A 23,803-nucleotide genomic window follows, 5' to 3' on the forward strand; every position below is an offset into this window, starting at 1 on the left:
CACCCAAGTTTAGACTTATCTAAACCATAATCTCTCAAACAACTATGACCAAAGTTCTTTGGTTAAAATCGGTCCAGTATCAGTTTTTAGCAGAATTTTTTTATCTGGAGTTCGTAAATATTCTTTTAGCGCAAATCCTCCCTTGGGGGTTATTACTTGTGTATCAAATTGCTCAAAGAACAAACGATTTTTAATAATAACTGCTAGTGGTATTTCCGTTGGCGCATTAGCATAAAGTAATAAATCAAAATCACTTGTTGGCTTAATGGCTTGAATCCCAGATGTTAGTTCAAATCCCAAACTGCCACCAACCCCCCATTTGAACCCAGCTAGTATTTTTTGAGCCGCATGGTATTGTTCATAGACAGGAAATTGAGCAATCTCAGCTGCTCGAAAAGATTCCCGCGCAGTAATCTCCCAAGGATGGACAATCGCTTGTATCGCGGTTATTGGAATTTCTAAAGCAAACCGCTGATGACGAGCAACACCGCGTAAGCCAATCGGCACTAAATCTGGTTGGCTAGGTAATGCCCGTCGAATAACACCAAAAACTTGTTTTGACAGTGCTAATTGCTGCACTAATTCTCGTTGTTGGATAGCTGCTTGATTGAAACGCACAATATCATGGGCCAATCTCATTGTTCAGCATGCCATTCTTCGTTCATTTTAGCCTGCACTTTATTCGTTTCAACGCGCCCCATTTTAACGGCAATTTCATTAGTATAGCGGGTCGTCAACATTGTATCGTTTGTCCGGCGAACGTCTTCAATTGCGTCATTAACTGCAGCGATAACAGCCTGAACATTGGCAATAGTTGTCGATTGATCCGTTATTTTTTCTAAGAAACGGTAGAGGGCCCCTAATTGATTGTAGTTACGAATATCATAAGCAATTGAAGGCACTTGTTGGGCAGCTGCTTCAATTTCAGCAATTGACCGTTTTGTAATGCGACTGGCACTTTCTTTAGACATAGCCTGAACTGAAATTGCAGAACTATTTAAAGCGACTAAGCGGCTTGATTGTAGACCATGGGCTAAAAACGCCCCCGAAATTGCCTTTCCAACAATCACACCGATAATTGGATGTCCAGCTTGTCTCAGCTTAGCGTAGGCAGCAGCACTATTGGCAAGTGCAACATGAATTCCAATCAATTCTTCGTTATAGCCGTAAGCTTGACTAGGGACATCAATAACGGCCACAATTGGCCGCTTAACGGCTTTATTTTGATCTGCTTCATAGATATGATTTAAAATCTGGGCCATGCGAAAGCCTTCCACCAATCCGACTTCACCCTCTCGAACACGATACATTGGATTATTAGGATCTGGCACAACCGCAGTCACTACCACCTCTTCATTAAACCGCTTTGAATCTCCATAATAAACAGTCCTTACTGTTGAATGTGGCTTCTTTAACCCCGTTAATGCTTGAAACCAATCATAACCAACACTGGTTGTCGCCGGAGATGCTTGTTCTGTGATTACTGGTAAGTCCACCGCTTGCGCTTGATGCTCAATGCGTGCTTGATTATAGGTTTCAATTGCCATTGGTTTTGAAAGATCAAGCGAATTTAATAGGGATAAGTAAAAGTCGGCGTTTTCACTACGGTGACTATCCTTGCGCGCACGGATTGCCGACAAGACTGCTGCCTTAATGCTTTCAACACTATCAGTCACCAATTCATCGATAATTTGCGCTTGAACTCGTTGACGCGCACCAATTGTATTCCAAATTAAGTCTTTATCACTTGAATCAAATTCACGAACACCGGCCTCTTGCTCAATTACTTCCGGGCCATTCAGACCAACGCGTGCTTTTTTGGTTGTAATTAAATAACTCATTAAAGCTGAAGTGATGGCCATCCCCCCAAACGCACCGACACGACCGGGGACGACCCCAATGACGGGGACATATTTTTTGAGTGCCACAATCAAGTTACCGATTTCAGAGATGGAAAGCAGACCATAGTTCGCTTCTTGTAAACGTACCCCTCCTGTATCCAATATAATAATGGGGAAAATTTCATGACCATTTTGATTTTCTTCTAAAGCATGACTTAGCGCAGCAATAATCTTTGCACCAGAGACCTCACCAATGCCACCGCCTTGAAAGCTACCTTCCATCGCAATCACAACCACTTTTTTATGGCCAATGGTCCCTAATGACACGACAACCCCATCATCACTTTCTGGGACAATACCTTGAGCAACTAGGTTCGGCGCTATCATCTGATCAAATGGCCCAACTAATTCGCGACCATTTTCTGCATCTAATAAAGCATTAACCCGTTCGCGCGCATTTAATTCTACAAAACTATTCTTCATTACCTAGTTCCTCCATTGCTTGGGTTAATCGCAGGTAAACAACCCCAGGCGTTGCCCCGAAGTCATTAATCACAATATCAGCCAAAATCGGATAACGATCGAAAAAGCGTGTTAAGACATTGCCCCATACTTCACCAAAACCGTCACTACCAGTACGAACTGTAACAGTTGATTCTGATTTATCAGTTGGAAACATTAAGATTTCTAAATCGCCTGACCCGACTACGCCAACGTGGACTCTTTGGCTAATTGGTTGACTTGTTTGATATTGATAAGCTAATTGTTCCATAAAAATCGCCCCTTCTTATGACCAAGTTCTAAATTTCATCGGTGGTTCGTATAAACCATCTGACCACTCAACTAAATCATCGATTGTCTGCGCTGCTAATAGTGAGCGTTTAGCGTCACTCCGCTTAATCCCTAAATCTTCGGGCAACTTAACAATCCCTGCGTGCCGTAACTGATCTAATGATTCTTTAGTACTTGTCATCCCTAAAGGTGTGACACCACCAATCGCAGCAATCGCAGCTTGGCGTTGCGCTTTGCTAGTTGCCTTGTAAAGATAAGCAATGCCTTCTTCCGTAACAATATGCGTTGTGTCTTCGCTATAAATCATGACCGGCGCATTAGCAAGCCCCGCTTGTTTTTGAACCGCTAAAGCATCCAAATTTTCGACAAAAATTGGTTTTTTATTAGCACCATAGGTTTCAACCATTTGTACCACTAGTTTTCGGCCTTTACCCAATGCGTTAGCTTGATCACGTAATGATTGCCAAGCTGGCGTTGCGTGCCGCCGCCCACCAGGATTATGTCCCATATTAGGAGCACCGCCAAACCCGGATAGTCGACCGCGTGTTACAGTTGAGGAATTACCATCATAATCTAATTGAAGTGTTGAACCGATAAACATATCAACAGCATATTGGCCAGCAATTTGCCCCAAAACCCGATTACTGCGCATTGTCCCATCTTGACCTACGAAGAAAATATCAGGACGGGCAGCAATGTATTTTTCCATGCCAACTTCGCCGCCAAAGCTGTGAATACTTTCAACCCACCCCGATTCAATCGCCGGAATAATTGTTGGATGTGGATTCAAAACCCAATTTCTAGCAATCTTGCCCTTAAGGCCTAATGAGGCCCCATACGTTGGTAAGAGTAATTCAATCGCTGCGGTATTAAAACCAATCCCATGGTTTAATGATTGAACACCATGTTCCGCATAAATTCCCTTAATTGCCATCATCGCCATTAGGATTTGTAGTTCTGTAATATTTTGTGGATCTCGCGTAAAAAGGGCTTCTAATTCATAAGGTTTATCAGCAGGAACCACAACATCGACCCAACCTGCGGGGATATCAATCCGTGGTAATTCATCAACGACTTCATTAACCTGAACGATAACAATTCCATCTTTAAAAGCCGCTGCTTCAACGATTGTTGGTGTCTCTTCGGTATTAAAACCGGTATACAAGTTCCCAGCTTTATCCGCTTTATCGGCGGCAACTAAAACGACATTGGGGATTAAATCGATAAATAAACGGCCATATAGTTCAAGGTAAGTATGAATATCACCTAATTTCATTTTGCCATCTTCAATCATTTGTGAAACACGGACGCTCTGGGCGCCAGCATACGAAAAATCAATTTTTGAGGCAATTTTACGCTCAAAAATATCTAAATGTTCTGGACGCGAAATACTCGACATAATCATGTGCAAGTTATTCACTTTTTTAGGATTAACCTGATTTAAACTTTGTGATAAAAAGCTTGCTTGCTTTTGGTTGTCTCCTTCCAAAACAACTTTATCACCAGGGGCAATGAGTGCCTCTAGTACGGTAATAATTTGCTTTGTTTCAACATATTTGCCAGTCATTAGCTTACTAATCTTGGCTAATCGTTGTGCTTTTTGAACCCGTTTTGTGTCCCAATTCCGTTGTGGTTTTTCCATCAATGTTCATCTCCATTTTTGATATAGAAACGTTGCGTCATCAACTCCATGTTGGTCAATATTAATTGTGCGAATAGACCGTTCACCAAACTTGACATGTATCAATTTCGTCAGTGTGTTACCAGGTGGAAATTCAAGTGTCAGCGTCATTCCCCACTCTTTAGCAACGTCCATCATCTGATTCCATTGAACCGGTTGCGCAACATTTTCTAGTAAATCTTGCCGAATTGCTTCAGTATCTTGTGTCATTCGCCCATCCGTATTTTTTAAATACGGACAAATTGTTGGGTAAAACGTTATTTGATTAATAACAGGCGTCAATGCTGCGACCGTCGCTTGCATTAAACGGCAATGTGATGGTACCGGTACTTTTAATAACTTAGCCGTACGGGCTTGCCGCAATTTTGCCGCGGCCAATGTTTTCTGAAGTCCCGTCATCTCACCCGATATTGTGTGTTGCAACGGGCTATTCTCATTTGATAGGTATACTGGGTGCATCTCATCAAAAGTAGCTTGAACAACTTGCGCCACTTCCGTTCGGGTTAACCCAACAATGACCCCCATTGCATAGCCAGTTGGATAAGCGGCCTTCATCAAAGTGGCACGTTGATAAACAATTCTGATCGCATCGTCAAATGTGATTGCTTTACAAGCAACTGCAGCACAAAAAGCGCCTAGTGAATGGCCTGCCACTAAATCCGGGCTAATTTCATTTCTTTGAATCGCAGCCAAAACAGATAAGCCTTTAACCAATAATGCTAGTTGGATAAAAACCGGGTCCTTGTAATTTTCGGGTAAATCTTCAAGTTGATAGCCAGTTATTTTTTTAACTCGTTCGATATATTGCACCGGAACCGCCCGTAGCATTCCGACTTTTTGACTACCTTGTCCTGGGAATAAAAATGCTGTCCGCATTGACTTTCCACCTTTCGTCACGACCGATTACTCTTTAATCTTAAGCGCGTTCTGTTATAATGAAAAATACTTAAAATAGATTGATTCATAACTAAAAGGTATCAATTAAGGTGGTCAACAATGAACTTAACTTACTTACAATACTTCAAAAAAGTCTTTGAAACCCGCAATATAACCCAGGCCGCTAGCGCCCTATATATTTCGCAACCGGCCCTCAGTCGCGCCATTAAACAGTTAGAATCCGAATTAGGTGTCACGCTTTTTTATCACACAGGGCGCAATATTGAAGCGACCCAATATGCCCACACCTTCTATCCCTATGTTACTAAAACCTTAGCCACCCTTGACGATGGATTTCGTGCGGTTAACGCCTTAAACAAGGAAACCATTACTTCAATCACTCTGTGCTTAGAAGTCGCATCAGTTTCAGCGCCAAACTTAATGCGCATATTTTCAGAAAAACATCCTGATATGGAATTAACGATTATCCAACATCAGCTTCCCGAAAATATTAATGCGTCTGTTTTATTTATCACTTCTGATTCAAAACCTGATTTAATTAATATTCCGATTATTAGCGAACCCATTTTAGTTGCCGTCCCTAAATCACACCCATTAGCCCAAAAAGCGCGTTTGCAAGTAACGGATATTCAACAGACACCAATTATTATGTTGAGTTCTAACAATGCCTTTCGCCACACAGTTGATATGGCCCTTGAAGCTAATCATATTCATCCTAAAATTAGCTCAACAACCGATGATCCTGCAACACTTCGTTCAATTATCAATCAAGGCTTAGGCATCACCTTTTTCCCCAAAATCTCTTGGTCCTATCAAGCTAATGACACCTTTGTCTTAAAAGAGATTGCTGGTGTTTCAATTGAACGAACTATTTATCTTTCTTCAACGTTGCAAGAAGAACACCCACTCATCCAAACAATTGCGACCACTCTTCGTGAGTGGTTCATCTGCCCTAAGTAAAGAAGGAACGTTTACTATCAAATTAATGATAGCAAACGTTCCTTCTTTACAGCTTATTTAGTTATTCTTTGATAAATTTCAAATGTATGCGCATAGCGATTACGGTCGTCCATCACACCAGGTGTTTGACTGATTAATTCGAACTGATCCATCGCCAATTTTGGCATGTAAATGTTGCCTTCAAACGTTTCAGCAATTTTTGTAACGTACAGATAATCGACATCATCAGCAAACATTGCAAAAATGTCGGCGCCACCAATGATAAAAATCTTTTTCATCGGATTGGCCTGTTCATATTCAAGCAATTCTGCTCGATTGTGCATCACAAGTACGCCATCTGCCACAGCTAAATCCGCTTGCCGTGTCATCACGATGTTTTGCCGACGCGGTAAGGGGCGAACAGGTAAACTATCGTATGTTTTACGCCCCATTACGACCACTTCATGAATGGTCTCGTGCTTAAAATTGGCCAGATCGTTTGGTAGGGACCATGGTAAATGACCATTTTGACCGATTAACCCATTTTGATCTTCAGCCCATAAAAATGCTAACATTGCCACTCCTCCTCATTAAACCGCGACAGGTGCTTTAATTGCGGGTTCTGCTTCATAATTTTCAAGTTTAATATCGGCGATATCAAAGTCAAAGATGCTTGTTTTATCTGGATTTAACCATAGTTGGGGGGCCGTATGAATTGGGCGTTCAAGCTGCGTCTTCACTTGTTCAACGTGATTACTATAAATATGGGCATCCCCCAAAGTATGGATAAATTCGCCCACTTCAAGACCAGTTTCATGCGCAATCAAATGGGTCAATAATGCGTAACTAGCAATATTAAATGGCACGCCAAGGAAAACATCCCCGCTGCGTTGATACAATTGGCACGATAACCGTCCGTCATTAACGTAGAACTGGAACATCGTGTGACAAGGTGGCAATGCCATATTGGGCACATCTTCTGGATTCCAAGCTGACACAATTAGCCGTCGTGAATCAGGGTTCGTTTTAATTTGCTCAATCACATTTTTAATCTGATCAATTGTCTCTCCAGAACGTGTTTGCCAAGCACGCCATTGTTTACCATAAATATCGCCTAGTTCACCATATTGTTTGGCAAAGCCCGCATCGTTTAAAATACGGTCGTTAAACTGTTGCATCTGGTCGCGATAAATGGCATTAAAAGCCGCATCATTTTGGGCACGATGTCCAAAATCAGTCATATCAGGGCCAGTATAATCAGCACTCTGGATGTAGCGTTCAAACGCCCATTCATCCCAAATATGATTATTGTGTTGTAGTAAGTAGCGGATGTTGGAATCGCCTTTTAAAAACCACAACAACTCGCTTTTAATTAGACCAAATGGCACTTTTTTGGTGGTTAATAAAGGGAACCCTTCATTTAAATCAAACCGCATTTGATACCCAAATAAACTATAAGTACCTGTATTGGTGCGATCTTCTTTATAATGACCTGTTTCTAAAATGGTACGTGCTAAATCCAAGTAGTTTTGCTCAGACATGGTGTAAATTCCTTTCTTAACGTGCTTTTCAAACCATGTTCCGACGTTTAGCCAAATGAGCCACACAAGCGGCTCATTTGGCTAATCCTCAGAACATCCCCAGTTTGAACGCCCTCATTTAATTTGCATATTCGCTTAAATATTCCCAACGGCTCATTTTTTCATCTAGTTGTTGGTTGAGTTGATCCATTTGGGCTTGCCACTCTGCTAATTTACCGTAATCGGCACCGTTTGCGTTCATTTGTGCTTTGATGGTTTCAATCTGTTCGTCCAAGTGTTCCATGTCAGCTTCGATGTGCTCGTATTCTTTTTGTTCGGCATATGTTAATTTTTTCTTCGGCTTTTTAACTGGTGCTTCATCAACTGGGGCGGCCGCTGCTTTAGGCGCTGCCTTAGTGGTGGTTGCTTTTTGTTTCGCTAAGTAATCGCTAAAAAGCCCCACTTCAGTACTAATTTGACCGTTGCCTTCGAAAATAAGCAATTTGTCGGCAACTTGATCGAGGAAGTACCGGTCATGGGAGACCGTGATAACCGTCCCATTGAAATTTTCCAAGTAGTTTTCCAGAATTGTTAACGTCCCAATATCTAAATCATTGGTTGGTTCATCCAGTAATAGGACGTTTGGTTGTTGCATCAAAATCTTCAACAAATACAGGCGGCGTTTCTCACCACCAGAAAGTTTCCCAATCAATGTGCCATGCATTTGACGACTAAACAGGAATTGTTCTAACAATTGTGTGACACTGATCCGGTCCCCATTTTTACCAATGACTTCTTCGCCGGCTTCTTGCAAGTAGGCAATGACTCGTTTATGAGGGTCGAGATCTTCATTTTGTTGCGTGTAGTAGCCAAGATTGACGGTTTCACCGACAATTAGCTCCCCGCTATCCAGTGGTAGCCGTTGCGCCAGCACGTTTAAGAGTGATGATTTGCCTGCTCCGTTGACGCCACTAATCCCAATTCGATCGTTAGCTTGGACTAAAATACTAAAATCATCTAGAATCTGCCGATCACCAAGGCGTAAACTGGCATGCTTTAATTCGAGTACTTTTTTTCCTAACCGTGATTGCCCCATTTGAATATCGACTTCTGAGTCATCTGGTCCAGTGGTTAAATTCGCCTTTAAATCATTGAAGCGATTAATTCGGGCTTGTTGTTTGGTTGTTCGTGCCTTAGCCCCCGCTCGCATCCACGTTAATTCTTGCTTGTAGAGTTGTTGTTGCTTATGGGCAGCTTGTTGTTCACGTTCCAGGCGATCAGCTTTTTGAGTTAAGAATTGTTCATAATTACCATCGTATGAATAGAGTTGCCCACCATCGAGTTCGAAAATCTGGTTAGCAACCCGATCTAAGAAGTACCGATCATGCGTCACAATTAAAAGGGCCCCTTGATATTGCGCCAACCGTTTTTCCAGCCATTCAATGGAATCAAAGTCCAAATGATTGGTCGGTTCATCCAAAATCAATAAATCAGGGCTTTCAATTAAGGCTTGTGCCAAGCCAACCCGTTTTTGTTGCCCCCCGGATAACGTATTGATTGGTTGGTCTAGATCCGTTAAGTGTAGTTGCGTCAATATGGTTTTGATATCCGTATCGACCGTCCAAGCATCCTGTTGTGTCATTTGGGCATCAGCCTGTTCATATTGCGCCTGCAATTTGAGATTAGTTGGATCTTGCGTATAAGCTACCAAGACCCGTTCATAATTTTGGATAGTCTTGAAGACCGGATTATCGCCGGCAAAAATGGCCGCCATAATACTTAAATTCGTATCAAAACTTGGCTTCTGCGCTAAATAACTCATCGCATATTGATTAGGCGTTTCAATCTGGCCGCTATCGTATGAATCTGTGCCGGTAATCGCGTTGAGCAACGTTGTTTTACCAGTCCCGTTAATGCCAACCAAGCCAATCCGGTCCCCTTCGCGGATTAAAAATGAGATATCTTCAAAAAGCGTTTTTTCGCCGTATGTCTTTGTTAAATGCGTTGCTGTCAATGTTTGCAATATAAGTCACCTTTTTACTTTCGTTACTATCAATCATAGCGAATAATCAGACGACTGACAATCAAAATGACAAAAAGAATATCATAAACAGCCAATGAGCAAAAAAAACTCCTGACAACGATTAAGATTGTCAGGAGTTAACTTAAATTTCAGGGTACATATCTGCAATTGTGTGTTCAGCATCAATCACGATGTATAAATGACCATTTTTTTGTGAGATTTGACTACTTTGATAAATATTATCTAAGCCACTATTATCTTTGTTCTTGAATGGGAAATAAATTTGCATTGGTGCGCGATCTTGATCGTCTTCAAAGATTAAATCGAGTTTTTCGATGTCTTGGTACTTTGTTGCCCGCCCAAACATCCCCATTTCAAGCGACCCGGTATTGATATCTTCAGATTTAACATGATCGGCTTCCGGTAAAATTTCAGCTTTAAAACTCTTGCAAGGGTGAATCTCTTGCATTGGGCCGCCATTAATGCGGCCATAACTGGTGGTAACGCGGCTAATCCAAATATCATTTAATTCTTTGTGGCTGACGGTCCAAGCGTCACCATTTCTAAAATAAAATTTTAATTCCTTAAAAACATGTTGTGTCATCAATTATCACCCTTTCTGAATGTGCTTACATGGTTATTTTAACACACCTTCTGAGGGAATGGCTTAGTTTTGTGCAGCCCATTGCAATAATTGCGCTTGGTCATTTGGTAATTGGTCTAACACCACGGCTTTTTCGAGTCGTGCCAACATTTTACCCAGTTGCGGGCCAGGTTGATAACCATTTTTTATTAAGACTTGCCCATTGATGGCTAATTCAGCCTTTTGCTTAATTTGAAGTGCCGCATACTTTGCTTGCCACTGATCAACGGCTATTGGTTTGCTTGTCATCAATTGGGCAACGACTAACGTGATGGCTAATACGTGCTGGCCAGCTTGATAAAGCGCCCATTGATCAGCAGAGCCATCTAAAATCATGGGCAGCAACACTAAACCTGCTTTAACTGCATCAAGCACATTATTAGCACTCTTCCAACGTTTTAATAATTGACCAGCAGCGGCGGGGGTTTTACCCAATAATGCATTGACTAATAGCCAAGCCGTCTCTTCATCGTGAATCTGTTGCGCAGGTAAGGCCGCTAATTTGGCTAATCCCGCTGCTTGATTCGCGAACTCTGGGCAATATTGATACAATCCGGTTTGCAAAAAAGTTTGTAAGCCATTTTGCCGCTGAATACCTTGCAGCAACTTCACAAATTCTACATGAATTCGTTCCACCGCAATTTTCGTCAGTAATTCAGCGTGTTTGGCAATCGCAGCTTGTGTTTCTGGGGTGACAGCAAATCCGAGCTGACTTTCAAAACGGACGGCGCGCATCATGCGTAATGCATCTTCGTGGAAGCGTTCATCGGCTTGGCCCACTGCTCTGATTTGTTGTGCTTTTAAATCGGTAAGCCCATCGAATAAATCGATGATTTCACCATCGGCGCGCATCGCAAGCGCATTAATCGTAAAGTCCCGCCGTTGTAGATCTTCGGCTAATGACCGCACAAACGTGACAGAATCGGGCCGTCTAAAATCTTGGTAGCCACTTTCTGTTCTAAAAGTTGTCACTTCATAGCCCGTCCCATGATCAAGAATCATCACAGTCCCGTGCTGAATCCCAGTATCGACAGTTCGTTTAAAGATTTGCTTCACTTCTGCTGGGTACGCGGACGTTGCAATATCGACATCGTGAATCGGCAAGCCTAATAAATAATCGCGGACACTACCACCGACAAAATAGGCTTCAAAACCCGCTGCTTCAATTTGTTTTAAGATTGGTAGGGCGGCTTTAAATTCCGGCGCAAAGGTCGTTACTTTCATGGATAATCCCTCTTATCTAATAATTAACTGTTTCGGATGCTATTTATCATACCACAATCATTACAGACACCAAATAGCTAGGACTGTTTTTACAGCCTACGCCGTGCTGTATTTAAGCTATCTAAAGGGGGGTTCAATGACGAATCATCACACACTGCTGTCCATTGTCCACATTATCGAAAAAGAAAAAGAGCTGCCGGTGGGCCGTTCACACCTTCTTTTTGCCGTTGCGGTTTTAACACTGGCACTCAGTTGAATAATCAACAAAACGCCCGACTAAAATATAGGCGGGCGTTTTTAAGCATTATTGCATTGCTTGGTAATCATCATAGAGTGCTTGCATATCCATATCGTTTGGGACGCGTTTTAAATATTGTTTGAGGGCCGCCAACATTTCTGGCATCTGCGCCATTTCTTGGAAGAATAAAATTAAATCGTGTAAGAAAGCCGGGTTATCTTTTAAATCCGGATAAGCTAACAGATAATTTTCGCGCGCTTGGTCGCCATCATCAACCGCCATCTGTGATTGCGCTAGTGACCAGTATAAATCAGCCGTTGGTTTATGATTTTCAATCGCCTCTTGTAAGAAGGCAATATTTTCAATATGGCGTCCCTGACGGCGATAAACTTGACTCAAGGCACTAATTTCACCCATATTATCAGGATCAATCTTTAGTGCCTCGTTTAGCATCTGTTCAGCAATCTCGTTATTCCCCAATTGAAGCGCTAAATCGCTCCCCTTTTGATAAAGCACCTCATTGTAGGCATCGTACCCAATTCCGGTCTGAACGGTCACTAAGGCATCTTCTAATTGATTCTGTGCCGCTTGAGCTGTTGCCAAGTAGGCATAAAGCGACGTATATTGTGGATCAGTCGTCTGCAACTTGGTCAAGACCTCAATTGCTTTTTGATAGTCTTTAATTTGTAAATACAAAAAACCCATTTGGAATTGATCGTCTTCTGTTAGGAATTCTGGTGTCAATCCTTCATAAATCTGTAGCGCTTCTTCAAAAGCGCCACTGCTAGCATAACTCGTTGCCAACCGCTTTTGAATATTTACCTGCCCGAATTCAACCACGTCTTGATCGATAAGGGCTTCATAATAATTAGCGGCTTTGACATACTCACCCATTTCAAAATACAATTCAGCTAAAGCAAATTGTATTACGGGTTCATCAGGATATAAGCGTAAAGCTGTCAATAATTTCTGTTCACTAACTTCTGGTAAGCCCATTGTTTGATAGACATCAGCTGCAGTTAGAAGACTTTCGGCATACGCATTGGATTCTGACGTAATATCTGCCAACCAGTTCAAGGCATCGTCGTATTGACCATTGCTGACGGCAATATCGGCAAGTGTCGTTCTGATTTGGTCTTCATCTGGAAATTGTGCCAACAATTGTTGATAGATTGTCGTGGCTTGTTCTAAAAAACCCATGGCATATAGTTCTTCAGCTAAGCTATAAAGTGTATCCGGTTCATCCGCGGCTAAAGCCTGTTGGAAATAAGTTTGCGCTTGTTCTAAATTATTATCTTCCAATGCCGCAAGCATTTGTTCTGAATTCGTCATTTAACCACCCTTTTTCGATTGTTCCATTTTAACATATTCGCAACCATTACCAATAAAAAAAGACTGGGAAAAATCCCAGCCGATTAATTGAATTCTTATTTAACAGAATCCTTTAATGCTTTACCTGGCTTGAATGCAGGTACCTTGCTTGCAGGAATCTTAATTTCTGCACCAGTTTGTGGGTTACGGCCCTTACGAGCTGCACGTTCACGTACTTCAAAAGTACCAAAGCCGATTAGTTGAACTTTGTCACCTTTTTTCAAAGTGTCTTGGATTGAACCAAATACTGCATCAACTGCAGCAGTTGCATCCTTCTTAGTTAAACCAGTCTTTGATGCTACGCTTTCGATCAATTGTGCTTTGTTTGCCATGTTTTTCACCTCCTGCTCATCACAGATAATCAGTAATTAATTACCGAAACCATTTTTGAGTGGTCAAAAATGACGAAACAATGATTTGATCACTATTTCATTTTTTAATTTATCACACAAACCTAGTGATAGCAAGGAATTTCGCTAAAAAAACGGCATTCTGAGTAAATTAGTTAATCGTATTAGCAGATTTTTGAATAACCCCCTTATTTTCGTTGCCGAGGGATCAAATGGATTGGTGTACCAGTAAAATCAAAGGTTTTTCGTAATTGATTCTTCAAGAAACGCTGATATGAGAAATGAAGTAAGTTGACATCGTTTACGAAAACGACAAATGTAGGTGGTTGAACTGCGACTTGTGTCATGTAATAAATGCGCAGGCGTTTCCCATTAATAGCTGGGGTTGGTGTCACCGTTGTTGCGTCCATCAAGACTTCGTTTAAGAGTGCTGATTGGATCCGACGATTTTGATTTTCACTCACTTGTTCAATCATCGCTGGCAAGTTTTGCAAGCGAACGCCAGTCTTAGCCGACACAAAGATGATTGGTGCATAGTCTAAGTATTGGAATTGATCGCGTACGTGATTTTCGAATTCTTTCATTGTGTGGTTGTCTTTTTTTAACGTATCCCACTTATTCACCACAATGATAATCCCACGACCCGCTTCATGGGCGTACCCCGCGACTTTCTTATCTTGTTCACGAATGCCTTCTTCAGCGTTCAAAACAACTAATACAACGTCAGAACGGTCGATGGCCCGTAAAGCACGCATTACGGCGTATTTTTCAGTATTTTCATAGACCTTACCCCGCTTACGGATTCCGGCAGTATCAATCATGGTAAATTCTTGATTATCTTCAGCCGTGAACTTTGTATCGATGGCATCACGCGTCGTCCCTTCAATTTGTGAGACAATCACGCGGTCTTCTTTTAACATCGCATTCACGAGTGATGACTTCCCAACATTGGGCCGACCAATCAAACTAAACTTGATGCTATCGTCTTCTTCTTCGTCTTCTTCAACGGGGAACTTGGCAACGGCGGCATCTAAAAGATCCCCTATGCCTTGCCCATGGGCCCCTGAAACGGCAATTGGTTCGCCAAAGCCAAGACTATAAAAATCAAAAATATCTTGGCGTTGTTCTGGATTGTCGGCCTTATTAACCCCAAGTAAGATGGGTTTATCAGCGCGGTATAAAATTTGTGCAACGCGTTCATCCGCATCGGTAACCCCTTCTCGGGCACTCACTAAGAAGATGATCACGTCTGCTTCATCAATTGCAATTTCTGCTTGTTGTTTAATCTGTTCCATAAATGGTGCGTCACTAATTTCAATCCCACCGGTATCGATTAGGCTAAATTCATGCCCTAACCATTCACTTGTGGTATAAATGCGGTCACGCGTAACCCCTGGCGTATCTTCAACAATCGAGATCCGCTCACCGGCAATGCGATTAAAAATCGTCGATTTACCGACATTAGGTCGACCAACAATGGCGATAACTGGTTTTGTCATTGTATTCATTCCCTTCGTTGTTCAGTGTACCCTGTCTGCGTCAAACTGACAAGGTCACTCCGACAAAGTCCGCTAAACTGTCGCTTCCTCTGCGTCGTACTAATCAAGCACCGACATAAACGTAGGGTCTGGGACAAAACCTAGTTTTGTCCCAGACCCTACCTTTTTGCATATGACTTTAAAAAAATTATTTATCGGTTAGTGTTTTACCAAGCATATCGCCGATACTAAAACCGGTTTCTTCTTCTGGCATGACATAGTCAGAAGGGGCGACATCTTCATGATCTGAATCCTTAGCGCCAGCAGGTTTTTCTTGAAGCGCTTTGATTGATAACCCTAAACGTTGTTGTTCAGGATCAACTGATAAGACTTTGACTTGAACCGTTTGACCTTCTTCTAAAACATCGTTTGGGGTAGCGATGTGTTGATGTGAAATTTGTGAGATATGCACTAAGCCTTCAACCCCAGGGAAAACTTCAACAAAGGCGCCAAATGTAGTTAGTCGTTTAACGACCCCTTCTAAAGTACTTCCAACTGGTGCTTTATCAGCAATATCATCCCAAGGACCAGGTTGGGTATCTTTAATGGATAATGAAATCCGGCCTTTTTCTTGGTCTAAGCTTAAGACTTTCACTTGCACTTTTTGACCAACTTCTAAGACATCAGAGGGCTGGTTAATGTGATTGTATGAAATTTCAGAAATGTGGACTAAGCCATCAACGCCACCTAAATCAATGAATGCGCCGAAGTTTGTTAAACGAGCAACTTCTCCTTCAACAACATCCCCTGGTAACATTTTTTCGAAAATAGCTTGCAACTTAGCTTGCCGTTCTTGTTCCAATAATGCCTTGCGTGAAAGGATTAGACGGTTTTCACTAGGTTCAATTTCAATAATTTGTAAAGTTAATTCTTGGCCTTTAAAGCTACTTAAATCACGGACGAAACGATCAGAAATCATTGAAGCCGGTACGAAACCACGAACACCAGCATCAACGACTAAGCCGCCTTTAACCACATCGATGACTTTAGCTGTGATTGTTTCTTGATTAGCAAATTTTTGTTCAATTTCAGACCAAACTTTACGAGCTTCTAAGCGCCGTTTAGATAATAAGTAGCTCCCATTTTCTTTATCGTTACCGATTCTTGAAATGACCACTAAATCTAATTGGTCGCCTACTTTGGCAACGTCTGCGATGTTTTCAATAGGTTGACTTGATAATTCTTTTTGAGGCACAACCCCTTCAACACCTGTTCCTTCGATGCCGACAATCACTTGTCGATCTTCAATTGCTAAAACTTCACCCTTAACAACGTCCCCAACTTTGACTTCGTGGACACTGTCTAAAGCAGCTGCCATTGCATCACTGCTTTGGGTGCTATTCAAATTAGCTTCACTCATAGCTAAAATCCTCCTTAACGACTATCTATACAGATACTATTTTAGTTGATATCGATTCGGATTACCAGTTATTTTGCCTAGTTCAACGATAAAATTACATATTTTTCTTTACAATTGCTAATATTGTGTCGACTACTTCGTCGATTGTTAACTGGGTTGTATCGATTTCAATAGCGTCAGCCGCTTTTTTTAAGGGTGAAATTGCTCGTGTACTATCTTTTTGATCACGTAATTCAATCTCGGCTTGTAACGTTGCTAACGGCGTCATAATCCCCTTAGCCGTATTTTCAGCGTAACGGCGTTTGGCCCGTTCTTGGGCACTGGCTACCATAAAAATTTTAACCTCAGCCGTAGGTAACACTGTTGTCCCGATATCGCGTCCATCCATGACCACTTGGCCTTGATCTGCAAGCTGACGTTGCCGGGCCACCATTTCAGTCCGCACCCCGGCTAAAGCTGAGACTTGTGAGACGTTATTCGTGATTGCAGGTGTCCGAATGGCTAATGTAATGTCTTCACCATTTAAAAAAACTTTTTGTCCTGCTTGATCAGGCTTGAATTGAATGTCTGCGTGTTTTAAAGCGGCTAAAATGCCCGCTTCATCCCCAAAATCTAAACCCAATTTTTGGGCCAATACAGTTGATGCTCGGTACATAGCCCCCGTATCAACATAGACAAACCCTAATTTAGTGGCCACAATTTTGGCGACCGTACTTTTCCCAGATGATGCTGGTCCATCAATTGCAATTTGCATATTCTGCCTCCTGAAAAAATCATTAAAAAAGGCTGGGAGTTTCCCAGGCCTTTTAGTAGTGCTTATTATTTAACTTTTAGGACCGTTCCCGGTGCTACTTGTGAGTTGGCTGTTAAGCCTGGATTTAATGCAAGTAGTTGATTGAGTGTTAAGCCATTATTAACCGCTGCGCGGTATAAGCCTTCGCCTGCTTTCAAGGTATAAGAACCACCCGTTGTTTCGCTTGAACTGCTACTTTGCGCTGTTGCTTCGCTACTATTATTTTGGGTCGCTGCTTGTGCTTGTGCTTGGCTTTCACTAGCTGCTTGTGCAGCTTGTTTACTGCTTTCAGCTGCTTGACTTTCACTAGCCGCTTTTTCACTTTCAGCTTGGCGGACCTTACTTTCGCTAGCAGCTTTGGCGGCACTTTCACTAGCGGCCTTCGCTTTTTTAGCTTCTTTCTTAGAAGCACTAGCACTGTCACTATCAGAAGTATTAACGACAATCTTGCTCGACTCAACTGGGCGGTTGGCCCGGCTAGAATGAATCGTATAGGCAATAATCGGAAATGCAATCATTAAAACAAGTAGTACACCTAGAATAATGGCAAAATATGTATTTCCTTTTTCCTTACTCTTGGAAGCAACACGCGATAAATTTCCACGATCATCACGATCATCATCAAACTGGCTTTCCCAGGGTTTGCCTTCCGTCTGATTATCTAATTTTTTCTTATCATCTTTGAGCATTGACGGCCCTCCCTATTGGTATTCTTTGATATTGTACCATAGACCCTTTTAAAATACCCAGAAAATCTCTAAAACAATTGCTTTAAAATACCGTCCCAATGGTCTAAACCGGCTATTTTAGGGGCTTTATCATCAATTACCGTTTTTAAATTAAATTTTTCTAAAAAAGCAGTTGAACCCTGTTCACCACAACAGCCCTCAGTATGGTCAACCTGTTGGGGGTGCTCGTCAAAATAATTCACAATAAATTGCCGCCGACAACCTTGTAGATTTAAATAATCGACCATTGTTTGAAGTGCAAAATGCTTTTCTTTTTGTCGATTCTGTAACAGCTCACTAACGGCCTGTTCATCCATGCCAATTTGCTGGTACCGGCGTAATAAGTCAAACTCGTTTCCTTGGCTTTGTTTAAACAAGGTCGGTTCTTGATAAAAACGCCGGATCAACCCAGCCGCTGGAATCCCTGATGATACTAATGACTGCTGAAGATACGTATCTTGCGGTGTTGCGAGTAACATTGCATACGCTGGTTGCCCATCGCGCCCTGCACGACCGACTTCTTGTAGATAGCTTTCAATATTTTGCGGTAAATGATAGTGAATGACGTAGCGAATATCGGCTTTATTAATCCCCATTCCAAATGCATTGGTTGCGCAGATAACGTCTAACTGTCCTTGCATAAACTGCTGCTGGATAATGAACCGCTCTTGCGTCGAAAGGGCCGCATGGTAATAGGCAACTTTCATCGCCGTCTTTTGTTGCAAGAAAGCCGCAATCTCAACCGTCTTTTGACGACTTGAAAAATAAATAATTCCCGGTCCTTGACTTTCCGTCACCAATTGCTGCAAGAAAGTATTCTTACTGGCTTCATCTGCCTGCTGGCTAACACCTAAGTAGATATTCGGGCGATCAACTGACGTTATAATCCGCTTGGCTGACTGTAAAGCCAACTTAGTCAAAATATCACGCCGGACTTGTGCGTCGGCTGTTGCAGTCAATGCGAGCGTTGCCCCAGGGTTTAGTTGCTGTTTGACTTGCGCAAGGACTAAGTAATCTGGCCGAAAATCAATCCCCCATTGTGAAATACAGTGGGCTTCATCGATGACTAATAAATCAATTTGACATTGTTGTAGTGCTTGAATAACTGCTGGTTGACTAATGGTTTCTGGCGCCATAAAAATAAAGCGATATTGTGACAACCGGCGCAACAATGCATGCTTTTGTCGTGGCTCCAAATTCGAATTAACGGCAACCGCCTTTTTTTCACCTTGATAATTCAACTGTGCCACCTGATCTTGCATCAGTGCAATTAAAGGTGAAATAATAACCGTGGTATGGCCCAGAAGATAGGCTGGTAACTGGTAACACAATGATTTGCCCGTCCCGGTCGGTAAAACCGCCAAAGTCGCTTGGCCTGCCAAAACTGAACGAATTACTTCCAGTTGCCCTGGCTTAAATGTCTCATAACCAAACCGTTCTTTTAGCGCTTTATAAATCAGTTCATCTGTGCTCATGGGAAATCACCAACCTTTGAATTTGATAAAGCCGATACTCAAAAAAATCTAAGCCGGGCAATGCTGCTTGAGCTGCATTAAAACTAAGCGTTGGCTGTTCAGTCATCAGCATCCCCAATTTTTGGATGATTGTCGGCGCTAAAAATCGGTCAAACGGGAACTGCGGCAGTAGCATTGCCGCTTCTAAGAGGTGTTCTTTAATCGTCCCAACCTTAACCCGTCGTTGCTGGCTAATTTGTTCAATACTCGCCCCTTGTTGAATCAATTGCCAAGTCTGTAACGTACTCTGACTTAGCTGGGTTTCAGCTTGATTCACCAATTCACTGAGCAAGGGATAAGTCGCCTGGCTTGCCAATAAAATACCCAAAATTTGTGCGTAAGCATCGATGGTTCGCACGCGAACCGTCAATGATTGGCTACCTAAAGCTTGTGCTAGTTGTTGTTGGCTTTTTCCTAAGACTTGATGACCAAGCAGTTGATTGGCCACTAGATCAGCTTGTTGCAAATCTAACTGTTCGAATAATTGCGTCAGTTCTGCCTGGAATTGGGTGCTAAAATTAGGGGTTCCTTTATGCCGTTTGAACCAACTAACCACCAATACGCGGTCCTTCATGCTTGTTGCCAAGGGGTAATACTGTGAATTTTGATGATGATATTCCGAAACAATTTGAACGGCGAGCATCAACCGAGCAGTAAATTGCGGTAAATGCCCCATTTGTGGCCCTTCATAGTGTACTGGCCAAACTAATGCTGTTTGCCATTGAGCTTGTTTTTGTTGACCCGCAACGGTTAACCAAACATATCGCTCATCCATTGCAATCCAGCCATTGGTCTGCAGACGTTTTAATTCCGCTTGAAATTGTGCCTGTTCTAGATTAGGATAAATTTGAAGCCATTTTAATAAACCATATGCTAAAGCGGCATATAGATTTGAAGTGGTCCGTTTACCAATTAATGTATAATAGATTGCTTGATACCGTCTTTTCTCAGGCGCTAACAAGCATAGTAAATATGCCATTAACATCATCAATTAAGTCCTTTATTGAGAAAGTGTGAATTCAATGCTCTATAGTCAAGTTATTCCGGAACGCTGTATCGCCTGTGGCCTCTGCCAATTAAAGGCCCCCGAATTATTCGATTATGATCAAGAAGGCATTGCCTTTTTTAAACCTGATCATAACCAAGGCACGACGCCAATCGAAGATCCCAAAGAACGCATTGCGTTTAAAGCGGCTTACACGTCCTGTCCAACTGGTGCAATTGTACGTCAATCAACGCCATTTTCATCGTAGCATATTTACGCCCTATAAAAAAGGTTGTGCCCGCTTGGACACAACCTTTTTTGTTGCCATCTATTTAGCAATTGGTTTTTGCATATGTTGTTTTAGCCAAGGTAAGATCCGTAAGTATAAGACGGCAAAAACCACCGTTACGAGGGCCCCTTTAATTAAATTAAACGGCACTAAGCCAAATAGAATATATTTGGCTGTCGACATCCCCAAATTTAGACCCATCAATTTAATATAAAGCGGTAAAATGAAGAGCCAGTTAGCAAATGACATGAAGATGGTCATGCTGATGGCCCCCGCAACACCCGCAATTGCTTGGCCGACTAAAACACGCGACTGGCGTTTAAATAAATAATAAAAGGGGAGCATGTAACAGATGGATGCTAAAACACCGGCAACATCGCCGACCAAACTAGGTAAGCTGGCACCAGTCATGATAAAGTGTAGCAGTGAACGAATCAATGCGACACCCATCCCTCCAATCGGTCCGTAAACGAACGTCCCTAACAGAACAATGACGTCACTAAAATCAATTTTTAAAAACGGAAATGTGAGAATAATCGGAAATTCGAAAAACATGACGACAAACGAAATTGCCCCCAGCATTGCGACCCCAATCATCGTACGAACTTTTGAAACTTGCATTACTAACACCCTCCAGATGAGGTTGCCTTCGTCAGCGGACTTCGCCAAGGCTGACTGCATCAAAAAAAGTCTGTTAATCAGGGCGATTAACAGACCTTACTTGCATACATTCATACCCAAATAAGCCCTATCTTCTTTCATCTAGACTTTCACTATCGGTACTGGAATCACACCAGTTCAGCCACCACAAGAATCAACATTGTCGTAGGTCGCGGACTTTTACCGCCGGTCGGGAATTACACCCTGCCCCTGAAGACGAACCATTAATATTTGATTGCAATAAGCATAGCAAATTAACGGACTAAAAGCAACTCATTAATCATGCCGTGTTAGTTTAGGGCGATTTTTGTGCTTGGGCTTTTCATTTAGTTCAGCAATTTTTTTGAATTCTGCTACTTCAATTGGTTTCAAAGCACGATATTCACCAGAAACTAAACCGTCTAACGTTAAGAAACCATACGTTTCCCGTTTCAACTTCGTTACGGGTAAGCCAACCGCAGCCAGCATGTTCTTAACTTGATGATTCATCCCTTCGTGGATCGTAATGCTTAAAATCGCAGTGTTTTTGCGACGATCAGTCGAGACCACTTTTACCTTAGCAGGCGCGGTCTTACGTTTTTCGAGGACGATGCCTTTACGCAATTGGCGCAACATCTCAGCAGTTGGAAGTCCTGAAACTTTCGCAATATAAGTCTTGTCGACTTTATATTTCGGATGCATCATCATGTTAGCAAAATCGCCATCATTCGTTAACAGTAATAACCCAGATGTATCGTAATCCAACCGTCCGATTGGGTAAACCCGTTCAGTGATATCCCCAAGATATTCCGTGACAACCCGGCGTTTCTTATCATCTGTCACCGCCGAAATCACTTGGCGTGGTTTGTACAAGACATAATAGACCTTGCGTTCACGCGTTAATGGTACCCCATCAACTTCAATATGATCGCTTGTACTATCAACCTTGATGCCCATTTCCTTCACCACTTCACCATTTAAGGTGACATGCCCGGTTGCAATTAAGGTTTCTGCTTTCCGTCTTGAAGCCACTCCAGCATTTGCAATCACTTTTTGTAATCGTTCCATTTATTGTTCTCCTTTGGACATCGCTTCCGACGTCGTATCTGTTTCATTTAACGTTTGTTCAAATTGGCGGTAATACAAGTCTACTGAATCACCTTCACCGTCATCAATATCCGCATCAAGTGCCAATTGTTCAAGTGGTGGTAATTCATCAAGCGATTCAAGGCCGAAGTAATCCAAGAAATAAGTGCTCGTCCCATATAAAATTGGCCGCCCAGGTGCATCTTTACGCCCTTTTTCGCTAATTAATTGGCGGGCTAACAAAGTCTGGATAGCCCCACTACTTTGTACCCCCCGAACCTCATCGATTTCAATCCGCGTGATCGGTTGGCGATAGACAATAATTGCCAATACTTCAAGCGCAGCCTGACTGATACTGGTTGAAACTGGTCCATCAAAATAGGTCTTCAATAACGTCGCGTATTCTTTTTTGGTTACTAATTTATAGATCTCTTCGGCTTGAATAAGATTCAATCCCGATTCAGCGTTGCCACGATAACGATTTGCCAATTTTTCTAATAACTGGCGGACTGCCGGTTCATCAAGATGAATGAGCTGTGCGATTTGTGCAAGCGCAATCCCTTCGTCACCCGCAACATATAATAAACTCTCAATTTCAGCGAGATGATTCAACTGAAATGCCCTCCTTCAATCGAACCATGATCGGTGCATCATAGTCGGCTTGTTCGCAAATAATTTTTCGATCCTTCATCAATTCTAGCACGGCTAAAAATGTTGTGACAATCTCGTCACGATCAGCTTTAACAATAACTAGCGTTTCAAAAGCAACCGGTTGAGCGGCTACATGACGCACAATCCAAGTCATTTTATCCGTAATCGAAATTTCGTCATTTTGGACCGTTTTGAAGACTGGTTGCTTGGCTTGCGCTTCAACCAACATTTTAGATACAGCGGCAGCTAAATCGCGCGGCTTAATAACACCGCGTGCCAGTGGCACTACTTTTTCAGCTGGATTACTACTAGCTGGCTTGGCAAAAAGCTGTTGTCGTTCCAATTCGCGTTCTTGTAACACCGTTGCCACCTTTTGAAAGGCTTGATACGCCAGTAATTGCTCCACCAATTCTTGCCGTGGATCGCTGTATTCTACTGGTGCTTCTTCAACTAATTCCGGAGCCTTCGGTAAGAGCAACTTACTTTTAATTTTCATCAATGTCGCCGCCATTACTAAATAATCACCTGCAATATCTAGTTTCAATACTTGCATTTGGTGCAAGTAATCAAGATATTGCGCGGTGATTTCAGCAATGGGAATATCATAAATATCAATCTTAGTTTGCTTAATTAAGTGTAGTAATAAATCGAGTGGTCCTTCAAAATCAGTTAAGACCAACGTTAATTGTTCAGTCATTGGT

24 protein-coding genes and 1 riboswitch are annotated in these 23,803 nt (G+C 42.2%); of the genes, 2 read left to right on the forward strand and 22 right to left on the reverse strand.

Annotation, left to right across the window (positions count from 1 at the left end):
• Window positions 1-42 precede the first annotated feature (42 nt).
• Genes J7Q78_RS02175 through J7Q78_RS02195 form a run of 5 tightly spaced genes read right to left on the reverse strand, consistent with a single transcriptional unit; the run spans window position 43 to window position 5,190 of the window.
• Window positions 43-639, reverse strand: a complete 597-nt coding sequence (locus J7Q78_RS02175; protein ID WP_154242050.1) for a malonate decarboxylase holo-ACP synthase — start codon at window positions 637-639, stop codon at window positions 43-45.
• On the reverse strand, window positions 636-2,324 hold the full coding sequence (gene mdcD / locus J7Q78_RS02180; protein WP_154242051.1) for a biotin-independent malonate decarboxylase subunit beta: 1,689 nt from the start codon (window positions 2,322-2,324) through the stop codon (window positions 636-638). The genes J7Q78_RS02175 and mdcD overlap by 4 nt, the downstream gene beginning before the upstream one ends.
• Window positions 2,314-2,613 carry a malonate decarboxylase subunit delta gene (locus J7Q78_RS02185; RefSeq protein ID WP_154242052.1) on the reverse strand — a complete coding sequence of 100 codons (300 nt, stop codon included), beginning with the start codon at window positions 2,611-2,613 and terminating at the stop codon, window positions 2,314-2,316. The genes mdcD and J7Q78_RS02185 overlap by 11 nt, the downstream gene beginning before the upstream one ends.
• A 15-nt stretch (window positions 2,614-2,628) precedes the next feature.
• A complete protein-coding gene (gene mdcA, locus J7Q78_RS02190; RefSeq protein ID WP_154242053.1) occupies window positions 2,629-4,275 on the reverse strand; it encodes a malonate decarboxylase subunit alpha in 1,647 nt (548 codons plus the stop codon).
• 6 nt (window positions 4,276-4,281) lie between these two features.
• On the reverse strand, window positions 4,282-5,190 hold the full coding sequence (locus J7Q78_RS02195) for an ACP S-malonyltransferase (protein WP_154242054.1): 909 nt from the start codon (window positions 5,188-5,190) through the stop codon (window positions 4,282-4,284).
• Between the two features lie 120 nt (window positions 5,191-5,310).
• Between J7Q78_RS02195 and J7Q78_RS02200 the strand changes: the two genes are divergently transcribed.
• Window positions 5,311-6,171: a LysR family transcriptional regulator gene (locus tag J7Q78_RS02200; RefSeq protein ID WP_154242055.1), complete on the forward strand. Its 861-nt coding sequence runs from the start codon at window positions 5,311-5,313 to the stop codon at window positions 6,169-6,171.
• A 53-nt stretch (window positions 6,172-6,224) separates the two neighbouring features.
• Here J7Q78_RS02200 and J7Q78_RS02205 read toward each other — a convergent pair whose 3' ends face one another.
• The 13 genes from J7Q78_RS02205 to J7Q78_RS02265 all read right to left on the reverse strand — a co-directional run bounded on the left by J7Q78_RS02205 (window position 6,225) and on the right by J7Q78_RS02265 (window position 20,440).
• Entirely contained in the window at window positions 6,225-6,725 is a 501-nt protein-coding gene (locus tag J7Q78_RS02205) for a dihydrofolate reductase (protein WP_208422332.1), read from the reverse strand.
• Between the two features lie 15 nt (window positions 6,726-6,740).
• Window positions 6,741-7,691: a thymidylate synthase gene (locus tag J7Q78_RS02210; protein ID WP_154242057.1), complete on the reverse strand. Its 951-nt coding sequence runs from the start codon at window positions 7,689-7,691 to the stop codon at window positions 6,741-6,743.
• 118 nt (window positions 7,692-7,809) lie between these two features.
• The gene (locus tag J7Q78_RS02215) at window positions 7,810-9,693 is read right to left on the reverse strand and encodes an ABC-F family ATP-binding cassette domain-containing protein (RefSeq protein ID WP_208422333.1); all 1,884 of its coding nucleotides are present in this window, start codon (window positions 9,691-9,693) and stop codon (window positions 7,810-7,812) included.
• 142 nt (window positions 9,694-9,835) lie between these two features.
• On the reverse strand, window positions 9,836-10,297 hold the full coding sequence (locus tag J7Q78_RS02220) for a hypothetical protein (RefSeq protein ID WP_154242059.1): 462 nt from the start codon (window positions 10,295-10,297) through the stop codon (window positions 9,836-9,838).
• A gap of 63 nt (window positions 10,298-10,360) precedes the next feature.
• Window positions 10,361-11,560 carry a CCA tRNA nucleotidyltransferase gene (locus tag J7Q78_RS02225; RefSeq protein ID WP_154242060.1) on the reverse strand — a complete coding sequence of 400 codons (1,200 nt, stop codon included), beginning with the start codon at window positions 11,558-11,560 and terminating at the stop codon, window positions 10,361-10,363.
• 304 nt (window positions 11,561-11,864) lie between these two features.
• Window positions 11,865-13,130 carry a tetratricopeptide repeat protein gene (locus J7Q78_RS02230; protein ID WP_208422334.1) on the reverse strand — a complete coding sequence of 422 codons (1,266 nt, stop codon included), beginning with the start codon at window positions 13,128-13,130 and terminating at the stop codon, window positions 11,865-11,867.
• Window positions 13,131-13,225: 95 nt separating this feature from the next.
• Window positions 13,226-13,501 carry an HU family DNA-binding protein gene (locus J7Q78_RS02235; protein ID WP_154242063.1) on the reverse strand — a complete coding sequence of 92 codons (276 nt, stop codon included), beginning with the start codon at window positions 13,499-13,501 and terminating at the stop codon, window positions 13,226-13,228.
• 206 nt (window positions 13,502-13,707) lie between these two features.
• Window positions 13,708-15,018 (reverse strand): ribosome biogenesis GTPase Der, encoded by a 1,311-nt coding sequence (gene der / locus J7Q78_RS02240; RefSeq protein ID WP_154242064.1) that lies wholly within the window; start codon window positions 15,016-15,018, stop codon window positions 13,708-13,710.
• A 187-nt stretch (window positions 15,019-15,205) separates the two neighbouring features.
• Window positions 15,206-16,417 (reverse strand): 30S ribosomal protein S1, encoded by a 1,212-nt coding sequence (gene rpsA, locus J7Q78_RS02245; protein ID WP_208422335.1) that lies wholly within the window; start codon window positions 16,415-16,417, stop codon window positions 15,206-15,208.
• Window positions 16,418-16,511: 94 nt separating this feature from the next.
• Complete coding sequence (gene cmk, locus J7Q78_RS02250) at window positions 16,512-17,171, reverse strand: (d)CMP kinase (RefSeq protein WP_154242067.1); 660 nt, start codon at window positions 17,169-17,171, stop codon at window positions 16,512-16,514.
• A gap of 65 nt (window positions 17,172-17,236) precedes the next feature.
• Entirely contained in the window at window positions 17,237-17,899 is a 663-nt protein-coding gene (locus tag J7Q78_RS02255) for a LysM peptidoglycan-binding domain-containing protein (protein WP_208422336.1), read from the reverse strand.
• Between the two features lie 68 nt (window positions 17,900-17,967).
• On the reverse strand, window positions 17,968-19,413 hold the full coding sequence (locus J7Q78_RS02260) for a RecQ family ATP-dependent DNA helicase (protein WP_208422337.1): 1,446 nt from the start codon (window positions 19,411-19,413) through the stop codon (window positions 17,968-17,970).
• Window positions 19,400-20,440, reverse strand: coding sequence for a helix-turn-helix domain-containing protein (locus J7Q78_RS02265; RefSeq protein WP_208422338.1), 1,041 nt, complete (start codon window positions 20,438-20,440; stop codon window positions 19,400-19,402). Before J7Q78_RS02265 ends, J7Q78_RS02260 begins: the two co-directional genes overlap by 14 nt.
• A 34-nt stretch (window positions 20,441-20,474) precedes the next feature.
• On the opposite strand from J7Q78_RS02265, the gene J7Q78_RS02270 reads away from it, so the two are divergent.
• The gene (locus J7Q78_RS02270) at window positions 20,475-20,705 is read left to right on the forward strand and encodes a ferredoxin (protein ID WP_208422339.1); all 231 of its coding nucleotides are present in this window, start codon (window positions 20,475-20,477) and stop codon (window positions 20,703-20,705) included.
• A 60-nt stretch (window positions 20,706-20,765) separates the two neighbouring features.
• On the opposite strand, the gene J7Q78_RS02275 is transcribed toward J7Q78_RS02270, so the two are convergent.
• The 4 genes from J7Q78_RS02275 to J7Q78_RS02290 form a co-directional block, all read right to left on the reverse strand.
• Window positions 20,766-21,347 (reverse strand): ECF transporter S component, encoded by a 582-nt coding sequence (locus J7Q78_RS02275; protein ID WP_154242073.1) that lies wholly within the window; start codon window positions 21,345-21,347, stop codon window positions 20,766-20,768.
• 125 nt (window positions 21,348-21,472) lie between these two features.
• Window positions 21,473-21,608, reverse strand: a riboswitch (FMN riboswitch).
• Window positions 21,609-21,662: 54 nt separating this feature from the next.
• Window positions 21,663-22,433 carry a pseudouridine synthase gene (locus J7Q78_RS02280; RefSeq protein WP_154242074.1) on the reverse strand — a complete coding sequence of 257 codons (771 nt, stop codon included), beginning with the start codon at window positions 22,431-22,433 and terminating at the stop codon, window positions 21,663-21,665.
• A complete protein-coding gene (gene scpB / locus J7Q78_RS02285) occupies window positions 22,434-23,063 on the reverse strand; it encodes an SMC-Scp complex subunit ScpB (RefSeq protein WP_154242076.1) in 630 nt (209 codons plus the stop codon).
• The gene (locus J7Q78_RS02290) at window positions 23,047-23,799 is read right to left on the reverse strand and encodes a segregation and condensation protein A (RefSeq protein WP_208422340.1); all 753 of its coding nucleotides are present in this window, start codon (window positions 23,797-23,799) and stop codon (window positions 23,047-23,049) included. Before J7Q78_RS02290 ends, scpB begins: the two co-directional genes overlap by 17 nt.
• Between the last annotated feature and the right edge of the window lie 4 nt (window positions 23,800-23,803).

Source organism: Latilactobacillus fragifolii (assembly GCF_905332535.1).
Taxonomy (GTDB): domain Bacteria; phylum Bacillota; class Bacilli; order Lactobacillales; family Lactobacillaceae; genus Latilactobacillus; species Latilactobacillus fragifolii.

Bases quoted from the DNA above. Each gene is read 5' to 3' on its own strand.
- J7Q78_RS02175 (WP_154242050.1), bottom strand. From the start codon at position 639: ATGAGATTGGCCCATGATATTGTGCGTTTCAATCAAGCAGCTATCCAA.
- mdcD (WP_154242051.1), bottom strand. From the start codon at position 2,324: ATGAAGAATAGTTTTGTAGAATTAAATGCGCGCGAACGGGTTAATGCT.
- J7Q78_RS02185 (WP_154242052.1), bottom strand. From the start codon at position 2,613: ATGGAACAATTAGCTTATCAATATCAAACAAGTCAACCAATTAGCCAA.
- mdcA (WP_154242053.1), bottom strand. From the start codon at position 4,275: ATGGAAAAACCACAACGGAATTGGGACACAAAACGGGTTCAAAAAGCA.
- J7Q78_RS02195 (WP_154242054.1), bottom strand. From the start codon at position 5,190: ATGCGGACAGCATTTTTATTCCCAGGACAAGGTAGTCAAAAAGTCGGA.
- J7Q78_RS02200 (WP_154242055.1), top strand. From the start codon at position 5,311: ATGAACTTAACTTACTTACAATACTTCAAAAAAGTCTTTGAAACCCGC.
- J7Q78_RS02205 (WP_208422332.1), bottom strand. From the start codon at position 6,725: ATGTTAGCATTTTTATGGGCTGAAGATCAAAATGGGTTAATCGGTCAA.
- J7Q78_RS02210 (WP_154242057.1), bottom strand. From the start codon at position 7,691: ATGTCTGAGCAAAACTACTTGGATTTAGCACGTACCATTTTAGAAACA.
- J7Q78_RS02220 (WP_154242059.1), bottom strand. From the start codon at position 10,297: ATGACACAACATGTTTTTAAGGAATTAAAATTTTATTTTAGAAATGGT.
- J7Q78_RS02225 (WP_154242060.1), bottom strand. From the start codon at position 11,560: ATGAAAGTAACGACCTTTGCGCCGGAATTTAAAGCCGCCCTACCAATC.
- J7Q78_RS02230 (WP_208422334.1), bottom strand. From the start codon at position 13,130: ATGACGAATTCAGAACAAATGCTTGCGGCATTGGAAGATAATAATTTA.
- J7Q78_RS02235 (WP_154242063.1), bottom strand. From the start codon at position 13,501: ATGGCAAACAAAGCACAATTGATCGAAAGCGTAGCATCAAAGACTGGT.
- der (WP_154242064.1), bottom strand. From the start codon at position 15,018: ATGACAAAACCAGTTATCGCCATTGTTGGTCGACCTAATGTCGGTAAA.
- rpsA (WP_208422335.1), bottom strand. From the start codon at position 16,417: ATGAGTGAAGCTAATTTGAATAGCACCCAAAGCAGTGATGCAATGGCA.
- cmk (WP_154242067.1), bottom strand. From the start codon at position 17,171: ATGCAAATTGCAATTGATGGACCAGCATCATCTGGGAAAAGTACGGTC.
- J7Q78_RS02255 (WP_208422336.1), bottom strand. From the start codon at position 17,899: ATGCTCAAAGATGATAAGAAAAAATTAGATAATCAGACGGAAGGCAAA.
- J7Q78_RS02260 (WP_208422337.1), bottom strand. From the start codon at position 19,413: ATGAGCACAGATGAACTGATTTATAAAGCGCTAAAAGAACGGTTTGGT.
- J7Q78_RS02265 (WP_208422338.1), bottom strand. From the start codon at position 20,440: ATGATGTTAATGGCATATTTACTATGCTTGTTAGCGCCTGAGAAAAGA.
- J7Q78_RS02270 (WP_208422339.1), top strand. From the start codon at position 20,475: ATGCTCTATAGTCAAGTTATTCCGGAACGCTGTATCGCCTGTGGCCTC.
- J7Q78_RS02275 (WP_154242073.1), bottom strand. From the start codon at position 21,347: ATGCAAGTTTCAAAAGTTCGTACGATGATTGGGGTCGCAATGCTGGGG.
- J7Q78_RS02280 (WP_154242074.1), bottom strand. From the start codon at position 22,433: ATGGAACGATTACAAAAAGTGATTGCAAATGCTGGAGTGGCTTCAAGA.
- J7Q78_RS02290 (WP_208422340.1), bottom strand. From the start codon at position 23,799: ATGACTGAACAATTAACGTTGGTCTTAACTGATTTTGAAGGACCACTC.